At 64.9% G+C, this 9,648-nt stretch carries 7 protein-coding genes and 2 pseudogenes; 6 read left to right on the top strand and 3 right to left on the bottom strand.

The window, feature by feature from the left end; all coding sequences use genetic code 11:
* The 3 genes and pseudogenes from tnpB to M511_RS10970 form a co-directional block, all read right to left on the bottom strand.
* A pseudogene (tnpB, locus tag M511_RS10960) lies at nt 1-192 on the bottom strand (IS66 family insertion sequence element accessory protein TnpB); the annotation flags it as partial.
* Nucleotides 189-584, bottom strand: coding sequence for an IS66-like element accessory protein TnpA (tnpA, locus tag M511_RS10965; protein ID WP_010397711.1), 396 nt, complete (start codon nt 582-584; stop codon nt 189-191). The gene tnpA and the pseudogene tnpB, both read right to left, overlap by 4 nt.
* 596 nt (nt 585-1,180) lie before the next feature.
* On the bottom strand, nt 1,181-2,077 hold the full coding sequence (locus tag M511_RS10970) for a LysR family transcriptional regulator (protein WP_085502205.1): 897 nt from the start codon (nt 2,075-2,077) through the stop codon (nt 1,181-1,183).
* A 181-nt stretch (nt 2,078-2,258) separates the two neighbouring features.
* Between M511_RS10970 and M511_RS10975 the strand changes: the two genes are divergently transcribed.
* The 6 genes and pseudogenes from M511_RS10975 to M511_RS11000 form a co-directional block, all read left to right on the top strand.
* The gene (locus M511_RS10975) at nt 2,259-2,981 is read left to right on the top strand and encodes an isochorismatase family protein (RefSeq protein WP_010397714.1); all 723 of its coding nucleotides are present in this window, start codon (nt 2,259-2,261) and stop codon (nt 2,979-2,981) included.
* A 92-nt stretch (nt 2,982-3,073) separates the two neighbouring features.
* Nucleotides 3,074-5,149 (top strand): hydantoinase/oxoprolinase family protein, encoded by a 2,076-nt coding sequence (locus M511_RS10980; protein WP_010397715.1) that lies wholly within the window; start codon nt 3,074-3,076, stop codon nt 5,147-5,149.
* A 1-nt stretch (nt 5,150) separates the two neighbouring features.
* Nucleotides 5,151-6,932: a hydantoinase B/oxoprolinase family protein gene (locus M511_RS10985; protein ID WP_010397716.1), complete on the top strand. Its 1,782-nt coding sequence runs from the start codon at nt 5,151-5,153 to the stop codon at nt 6,930-6,932.
* A 91-nt stretch (nt 6,933-7,023) separates the two neighbouring features.
* A complete protein-coding gene (locus tag M511_RS10990) occupies nt 7,024-8,520 on the top strand; it encodes an NCS1 family transporter (RefSeq protein WP_085502206.1) in 1,497 nt (498 codons plus the stop codon).
* A gap of 233 nt (nt 8,521-8,753) precedes the next feature.
* Nucleotides 8,754-9,188 (top strand): FGGY family carbohydrate kinase, encoded by a 435-nt coding sequence (locus M511_RS10995; RefSeq protein WP_240547605.1) that lies wholly within the window; start codon nt 8,754-8,756, stop codon nt 9,186-9,188.
* A gap of 60 nt (nt 9,189-9,248) precedes the next feature.
* Nucleotides 9,249-9,648, top strand: a pseudogene (locus M511_RS11000) (transposase); the annotation flags it as partial.

Below are 9,648 nucleotides of genomic sequence, written 5' to 3' on the forward strand. Positions count from 1 at the left end.
AGCCCCTTGCCCGTCCCACCAGATGACCTTCACCAGATCGCCACGACGGCCCCGGAACACGAACAGATGCCCGGCAAACGGGTCCTGCTTCAGCACGGCCTCGGCCTGCGCCGCGAGCGCTGCAAAGCCCTTGCGCATGTCCGTCACCCCGGCCGCCAGCCAGACCCTCGTAGTGGCCGGAACCGGGATCACGCCGTGAGACCCCGGATCAGCCGCGCCAGCGCCTCGGGATCATAGCTCCCGCTGATCCGCATCCGGTGACCGCCGGCCAGCTCGATCTCGATGCGGTTCTCGGCGACAGGCGCTGCCGCAGGTGCTTGCTCTTCCGCGACTATCTCTACCGGCAAAAAGCGCGCCTCCTCCGACGAGGCCGGAACCGACGCCGGGTCGGGCGCAAAGCGGGGATCGCGCAACCACTTGAAGATCAGGTTCGCATTGACCGTGTAGCGTCGCGCCACCTGCGCTACCGAAACGCCCGGCGCAGCCGTCTGGAAACAGATCGACCGCTTCTCCTCATCCGTCCAGAGCCGCTTCGTCCGACGCGCCACGCCATCACCATAGTGTCCACTATCGATGGTGGACACTATCCCGCACCCTCAGCACGCGGCAGGGCGGTCAGGCCGGACGGTTACTGAGCCGATGGTGTTCCTCGGCTATCGCCTTGATGTTTTTGAGCCGCGAGGTTCTGCCGCAAGTCTGGCTCTCGAAGAAATCCTCGTGCTTCTTGCCGGCCACCACTCCGCGGATGGTTCCTTTCGGAGCGGCGGAGCGCTCCGCTGGCGCTTGAAGGGATCAGGCGGGATGCCGAAAGTCGCGCAAAGCGGATTGCCGGCTGTCGAAGATATTTTCGAGGCCTGATTCACCTGACACCTCCATCGGACCTCAGTCAAGCGCAGTCAGGTAAAGAAAAGATTGGCCGCAGAGCGGCCAACCGAAGGGGTGTATCAACATTTACCGTAAGGGGCTGGCCGGACAAGCGGCCCCTTTCTTCGATCCCGCCACCTGCGACCGCCAAGCAGCGTTGTGCGGACGTGCCGATGTGGACTGACCCCCGACGGTTACGTCACACTGTCATGCCCCCCGGACCTCGGCCAGAAGCCTGACCCAAGGCCACCCGCTGCCGCGGGCCGCCCGACATCTGCTTGGGCAGCGTTCCCGCCCGTCCCTGAAGGCGCGCCCGTCAGCGCATTCCGGTCAGCTTCGCCACCTCCACGAATTCGCGAACCTGGCGCGAACGGTTCGACCGCTTCCAGGCCAGGACGGTGCTGATGCGAAAGCGCGGATGGATGATCGGCCGCACCTCGACACTGCGGCCCAGGAAGCCGATCAGGCTTTCGGGATAGATGGTCACCCCCAGCCCCGCCGCGACCAGGCCCAGCAGGGCCAGCGTGTTGGACGCCTCGATGGCGATGTTCAGCGATATCCCCTCGGCGCTGAACAGGTTGGACAGGCGCCAGCGGTATTCCTCCCATTCATCGGTGTCGCCCAGGATGATGTCCTGGGCCGCCAGGTCGGCAGGCGTCACCACCGGCAGGCGCAGCAGCGCGTGGTTGCGCGGCGTCACCACATACAGCGGTTCGGTGGACAGCGTCAGGCTGTGATAGTCGGTATGGTCGAACGGCCCGATCATGTAGCCCAGGTCGATCTCGTCATTGGCCAGGGCGATCTTCTGGCCCTGCGTGCGGATATAGCGGATCTTCAGGTCCACATGGGGATGGGCCTGGCGGAACCGCGCCACCGCCGCCGGCATCAGTTCCGTCGCCGCGAATGCCATATAGCCCACGTTCAGCGTCCCCAGCTTGCCTTCCGCGATCCGCCGGGCCAGCTGGATCGAATCCTCGTATCCCCGCAGCAGATTGGCGTTGTCGTCATAGAAGCTGCGCCCGGCCTGGGTCAGCCGGACCTCGCGCGTGGTGCGTTCCAGAAGGCGGAAACCCAGCGTCGCCTCCAGCTTCTGGATGCGGCGACTGAGCGCGGACTGGTCCAAGTGCAGGCGTTCGGCCGCCCGCCGAAAGCTGAGTTCCTCGGCAAGGGTGACAAAGGAATGAACATTCTCGATGCCGGAATGATCGCTCATGGAATGTCACTCCCCGATTGATGCGTATGGCGCATGAATAATTGCTGACATGCCATTTCACTTGGGTCAAGGAACCACGGAATATGATCCCCAGAGCAGCGGATCATCGGCCCGCACGGGGATTGAAGACGGCTCGGGACACAAGGGCGCAGCCCTGCCAACCAAGACAAGGATCACGAGAATGAGCGAAGTGGACACCAAGGAACTGGACCGCCTGCTGCAGGAAGCCTTTGACACCGCCAGCAAGCTTTACAAGGAACGCGGCTTCCAGCGTCGCGTGGGCTTCGGCAAGCGTCCGGCCCTGGTCAGCGTGGACCTGGCCAATGCCTGGACCCGTCCGGGCAACCCCTTCACCTGCGACCAGGAGAAGATGGACAACGAGATCATTCCGGGGATGCAGAAGCTGCTCAAGGCGTTCCGCGCCCAGAACCTGCCGGTCGTCCACGTCACCACCGCCTATGAAATCACCGACCGCAATGCCGATTTCACCGACATGGGCCTGTGGCACAACAAAATCCCCGTGGATGTGGTTGACCTGAAGAACAAGGACCTGTGGGCCATCGACAGCCGCATCGCCCCGATCGAAGGCGAATACACGCTGCTGAAAAAGCGCGCCTCGTCCTTCCACGGCACGGAACTGGCGGGCATCCTGCGGGCCAATAACGTGGACACGATCCTGGTCACGGGCGTCACCGCCTGCGCCTGCGTGCGCCAGACGATCTGCGACGGCATCGCCGACGGCTTCCGCACCATCGCGGTCAAGGAGGCGATCGGCGACCGGGTTCCGGGCGCGGTGGCCTGGAACCTGTTCGACATCGACGCCAAGTTCGGCGACGTCCACACCGTCGATGAATGCGTGGCTTACATCGACAGCCTCGCCGCCCAGAAGATCGCGGCGGAATAAGCACTCCCGCCTGCGCCGGCCCTTGTGGCCGGCGCCTTTTTACAGCGCCCCCCGAAGACGGGCGCGAGCCAACCAACACAGAGAGGTGTCACATGGCCAGGATTGGCGTCGATGTGGGTGGGACAAATACCGATCTTGTCCTTGAATGCGCAAAGGGTGTCTTCTATCACAAGGTTCCGACCACGCTGAAGAACCAGTCGATCGGCGTTGTCCAGGGCGTGCAGGGGATCTGCACCATGGCGGGCATCGACCCGGCCGAGGTCGAGACCATCGTCCACGGCACCACCACCGCCACCAACATCACCATCGAACACAATGGCGCGGAATGCGGGATGATCACCACGCATGGCTTCCGCGACATCCTGCATATCGGGCGGCACAAGCGCCCCTATAACTTCAGCCTGCATTTCGACGTGCCCTGGCAAAGCCAGCCGCTGGTCAAGCGCCGCAACCGCATCGCCGTGCGCGAACGCATCCTGCCCCCGACCGGCGAAATCGCCGAACCCCTGGACGAACAGGCCGTGCGCGACGCCTGCGCCTTGTTCCGCAAGCGCGGCATCAGTTCCGTCGTGATCGGCTTCATGTTCAGCTTCCTCAACGACGCCCACGAGGCCCGCGCGAAAGAGATCGTGCTGGAGGAAATCCCCGGCGCCTATGTCACCATGTCGTCGGAACTGGCCCGCGTGATGCGGGAATACGAACGCTTCTCGACCGCGGCGATGAACTGCTATGTCGGGCCCAAGACCGCCTATTACCTGCGCGACCTGGATGCCCGCCTGCGCGAGGCGGGCGTCACCGCGAAGCTGCGGATCATGCAGTCTAACGGCGGCGTGTCCACGGTTGACAGCTGCGCCCGCCGCCCGATCCGCATCCTGATGTCCGGCCCCGCCGGCGGCGTCATCGGCGGCGCGTCGGAAGGCGAGATGGCGGGCACGCTCAACATCATCACCGTCGATATCGGCGGCACCTCGGCCGACATTTCCACCATTCCCGGCGGGCAGTTGAAGATCATGAACCCGCGCGACACCTATGTGTCGGGCTATCCGGTGCTGACGCCGATGATCGACCTTGTGACCATCGGCGCAGGCGGCGGATCGGTGGCCTTCATCGACGAGGCGGGCGCCTTCAACGTCGGCCCGCGTTCCGCCGGGTCCGAACCCGGTCCTGCCTGCTATGGCCGGGGCGGGGAAGAACCCACCGTCACCGATGCGCAGATCGTGCTGGGCCGTCTGGACCCCGACATGGCGCTTGGCGGCGACCTGCGGCTGGACGCGGACCTGGCCCGCAAGGCGGTCGAGGAGAAGATCGCCAAGCCCTTGGGCATGTCCGTGAAGGACGCGGCGCTTGGCATCATCAAGATCATCAACAACAACATGGCGCTTGCGATCCGGTCGAACTCCGTCGCGCGCGGCATCGACCCGCGTGAATTTTCCATCATGCCCTTCGGTGGCGCGGGTCCGCTGCATGGCGTAGCCCTGGCCGAGGCGGTCAGCGCGCGCGACGTGATCGTGCCGGTGGCGCCGGGCATCACGGCGGCCGTGGGCCTGCTGAAGACCGACCTGCAATACGAACATACCGAAGCCGGGATCCTGATCCTGAACACCGCCACGGATGCCGACATCGACCGCATCAACGGCCATATCGAAAAGCTGTGCAATGCGGTGCACGAGGAACTGGACGCCGACGGCATCGCCCGCGACGAGCAGGACCTGAAGATCATCGCGGAATGCCGTTATCAGGGGCAGGGCTTCGAACTGCGTGCGGATTTCCCCGACGGCCCGCTGACCCAGGACAACAAGCAGGTCATCATCGACAGCTTCCATGACGCGCATGAAAAGGATTACGGCTATGCCTATCGCAAGGCCGAGGTCGAGCTGATCACGCTGCGGGTCATCGGCTCGGCCAGCGTGCGCCGGATCGAGATTCCGAAGGTGCAGCCCACCGACGGATCGTCGATCGACCGGGCGCTGATGTTCGTGCGCCCGACCACCTTCGACTGCGGCCGCACGCTGGAAACGCCGCGCTATGACCGCACGAAACTGTTCGCGGGGGACCGCGTGCCGGGGCCTGCGATCCTGGTCCAGCACAATTCCACCACCCTGGTTCCGCCCGGCTATGTCGCCGAGACGCTGGACTTCGGCAACACGCGCATCAGCAAGGGGGCCTGACATGAACCAGATGACCAAGATCACCGAGGTCGATCCGATCACGCTGCAAGTGATCCGCGGCGCCTTTGAAACCATCGCCGAGGAAATGGGCCATGTCCTTTACCGGATGTCCTTTTCCTCGATCATCCGGGAAAGCCAGGATCTGGGCGCGGGGCTGTTCGACACGAACTTCAACACGCTCTGCGAATCCGAATCGACGCCGATGCATATCGGGTCCATCCCCGGATACCTGCGCGGCATCGCCGAGACGCTGGAGGACGGCGAATGGTATGAAGGCGACGCGGTGGTCCACAACCACCCCTATCACGGGTCGTCCCACACGCCGGACCTGGCCATCGTCGTGCCGGTCTTCTTCCACGGGCGCCTTGTGGGCTTTGCCGGGAACACCGCGCATCATGTCGATATCGGCGCCGCCACGCCCGGCCTGATCATCGACGTGCCCGATGTCTATGCCGAAGGGATGCTGTTCGCGGGCACCAAGCTTTACCGCAAGGGCGAACCCAACAACGCCATGTGGAACTATATCCGCCGCAATTCCCGCGCGGCGGGACAGCTGGTGATGGATATCGAGGCGCAGATCGCATCGGCCCGTCTGGGCGCGCGCCGCTTCGTCGAACTGCTGGAAAAATACGGCGAAGATATCGTCTTCGGCGCGGCCAACCAGCTGATGGATTACGCCGAGCGCATGACCCGCCAGCGGATCAGCGAGATCCCCGACGGCGATTACACCGCCGAAGGCTGGCTGGACGACGACGGCCGCAACCGCGACCAGCGGCTGAAGGTCAAGGTGACGGTGCGCGTGCGCGGGGACGAAGTCGAGGTGGACCTGACCGGATCTGCCGACCAGACCCCCACGGCCTATAACGTGCCCTTCGAAGGGTCCACCAAGGTCGCGGCCTATGCGGGGTTCCGCAAGCTGCTGCTGGACGCCGCGACATCCGACACGCGGGTGCCGTCGAACGAGGGATCGTTCCGCCCGATCAAGGTCACGGCGCCGCTGGGGTCGATCTTCAATCCCCGCGCCCCCGCCTCGGCCGAGGCCCGCTTTACCCAGTGCAACCGCATGATCGACCTGATCATCCGGGCGCTGGCCCCGGTCATGCCGGAACAGGTGATCGCCGGGTCGTCCGCGTCGATCAGCTTCGCGGCTTATTCCGGCGTGCGGCCCTCGGGCGATTACTGGGTGTTTCTCGAGGTGAACGAGGGCGCCTATGGCGGGCGGCCGCGCAGCGACGGGCCGGACAGCATCGACAACCTGATGGCCAACACCCGCAACAATCCGCTGGAAGACCTGGCGATGCATATCCCGATGATCTGCGACCGCTACGAGCTGCGCGATGACGCTCCTCCGGGCGCGGGGGAATTCCGGGGCGGCATCGGCGTTGTCAAGGCCCAGCGGGTGCTGACGCCCGCCTTCATCACCCACGAATCCGAACGCCATACCGACGCGCCCTGGGGCATCTTCGGCGGCCAGGACGGGGCCTGCGGGCGCTGCACCATCAGCAACCCGAACAAGCCTGGCGAGGAAAAGGAGATGCATTCCAAGTTCTCGGGCCTGGCGGTCGGCGCCAATGACGTGATGACCTATTACAGCCCGAATGGCGGCGGCTACGGCAATCCGCTGAACCGCGCACCCCGCAAGGTGCTCGAGGACGTGCTGGACGGGTTCTGCACCCTCAAGGATGCCCGCGAGGTCTATGGCGTCGCCATCGACCTCGAGGCCGAGACGGTGGACCTTGCCGCCACCGAAAAGCTGCGCCTCGCGATGCAGCGCCAGGACTGACCAGGGGGGCCGCATCGCGCGGCCCTTTCCATATCCGGAGAAGAACGGCCGCACGACGGCCGCATGAATCCAACACACAGGGATAAGCACAATGTCACTGACACAAGACGGGCTGGCCCCGGGGCGCGACCGCACCGCCCTGATCGAGGAAAGCATCCTGCCCACCCGAGCCAACCAGCGGCCCATCGGCATGCTGGGCTATGCCTGGATTTGGGTCGGCATCGCGGTCATAATCGCCACCTATTCGCTGGGCGCCACCGGCATCCAAGGCGGGTTCAGCTTGGGCGCGGTTGCGCTGACGATCCTGGTGGCGAACCTGGCCATCGGCGCGCTGATGCTGCTGACCGCCGATATCGGCACCGAGCACGGGCTGCCCTTCGCGGTCTATCTGCGCGCGCCCTTCGGATTGCACGGCACGCATCTGCCCGCCGTCTCGCGCGGGATCGTGGCGGCGATGTGGTTCGGCATCCAGACCTATTTGGGCGCGCTGGCATTGAACGGGATCGGCGAATACTTCCTGGGCTTTTCCAACTGGTTCCTGTGGTATGCGCTTTTCGCCGCCGTGCAGGTCGCCAATACCATGCTGGGCATCAAGTCGGTCGAGCGGCTGGCCTCGCTGGCCGCCCCGGCGATCATCGCGATTTCCGCCTGGATGTATTTCACGCTGGAAGGCGTCGCGGAAACCAAGGGCCTCAACATCTGGACCTTCCGGGCGGAAGGGCAGGCGTCCCTGTTCGTGCTGTTCATCGCCAACATGAGCTTCTGGTCCACCATGGCGATCGACATCCCGAACCTGACGCGCTTCGTGAAGACCCGCACCGGCACCCGCGGCTTCCTGCAGCGCAACAAGGCGATCTTTCTAGCACAACTGGTGGCGCTGCCGGTGACGCAAGCGATGATCGCGGGCATCGGCGCGGTGTCCTTCATCGCCACCGGCAACTGGAACCCGGTCGAGGTGATCCAGGGCGACGCGCAGGGCATCGCGCTGCTGGTGCTGCTGATCCTCGTCGTGCTGGCGCAATGGTCCACCAACAACTCGGCCAACCTGATCCCGGCCGCGCTGACCTTCATCAACCTCGCACCGCGCGTCATCAACTATCGCATGGCGGTGGTCATCGCGGGCGTGGTGGGCACGCTGTGCTTTCCCTGGCAGATCCTGGACAACCTGTTCGTGTTCCTGGGATATTACGGGGCGTTCCTGTCGGCGATCGGCGGCATCATGGTCGCGGATTACTATGTCATCCGCCGCCGCCGCGTGAACGTGCCCGCGCTGTTCGACCCGGACGGGCAGTATCGCTATGCGCGCGGCTTCAACCCCGCCGGGCTGATCGCCTGGCTGCTGGCGGGGGCAGTCGCGGCCTGGTGGTCGGCCTTCGCCTTCGTGATCGGCTTTCCGCTGGGCTTCCTGCTCTACCTGGTGCTGATGCGGGCCATGGTCCTGCCCCGGCACTGGCAGGCCGAACTGGCGGGCGGGGCGGATGATTTTCTCGCAGCCTCGGTCGGCATGGACTGGGTGCATCTGGGCGGCGGGCGCTTTGCCCGGACACCCTGCGGAACCGGCGGAGCCGAAGGGCGCGAAGACCTGTAAGCGGCGGCGGGCCAAGGGCTGGTGTTCCCGGCCTGCCTTGCAGACATCACGATCCGGCAGGGCAGGTCGTGCCCTGACGGAACCGGACAGTCGGAATCACAGACAGCCTGGACCCGTGTTGCTGGCCGATGTGGTTCTGATCGGCGCGTTACGGGTTTGTTGATCCAGGCCGATGACGTGACGGCCGCCGGGGACAACGAGATGGGCATGAGTGCCGACGGGAACTGCTGAAAATGGCGCTTCTGCTGGGAATTGACAATGGCCTCACCGTGACGAAGGCGGTGAACTTTGACGAAGCGGGGCAGGTGCTTGCCACTGCCCGGTGCCGTGTCGCGCAGGCCATGCCGCACCCGCGGCACGTCGAACGCGACATGGACGAATTGTGGTCCCAGACAGCCGCCGCCATTGCCGAAGCCGTTTCGGCCTGCGGACGCCCTGCATCGGAAATCGTTGCGGTCGCTGCCACGGCCCACGGCGACGGGCTTTATCTGCTGGACCGGGATGCGCGGCCGTTGGGACCGGGCATCCTGTCGCTGGACAGCCGCGCGGGCGATCTGGCCGACGGATGGCTGCGCGACGGGACCGCCGAAGCGGCCTTGGCCCGGAGCGGCCAGACGCCCCATGCTTCCGCCCCGTCGGCCATCCTGGCCTGGATCCGCGACAATTGATCCACCCCCATTGAACGGGTCCACCTTGAAGTATGGTTTTGACCATGAAGGAGGACCACAATGGCAAACAAGCGACACAAGCCCGACGAGATCGTCACGAAGCTTCGGCAGGTTGAGGTTTTGCGCGGCCCAGCCATGGCGATGGCGGATGCCGTTCGCCAGATCGGCGTTTCCGAACTGACGTTCTACCGGTGGCGCAAGCAATATGGCGGCATGAGCCGTGACCAGCTTCGGCAGTTGAAGGATCTCCAGAAGGAGAACGAACGGCTTCGCAAGGCGGTGGCCGATCTGACGCTGGACAAGCTGATCCTGACGGAGGCTGCGCGGGGAAACTTCTGAGCCCCTCGCGTCGCCGTGCCTGCATCGACCATGTTCGCTCGGTTCTGCCGAAGCGCGTGTCGGAGCGCCGGGTATGCCTCGTGCTTGGGCAGCATCGCTCCACGCAGCGGCGTATTCCTCG

The sequence above is a fragment of the Paracoccus sp. J56 genome (assembly GCF_019633685.1).
GTDB classification, from domain to species: domain Bacteria; phylum Pseudomonadota; class Alphaproteobacteria; order Rhodobacterales; family Rhodobacteraceae; genus Paracoccus; species Paracoccus kondratievae.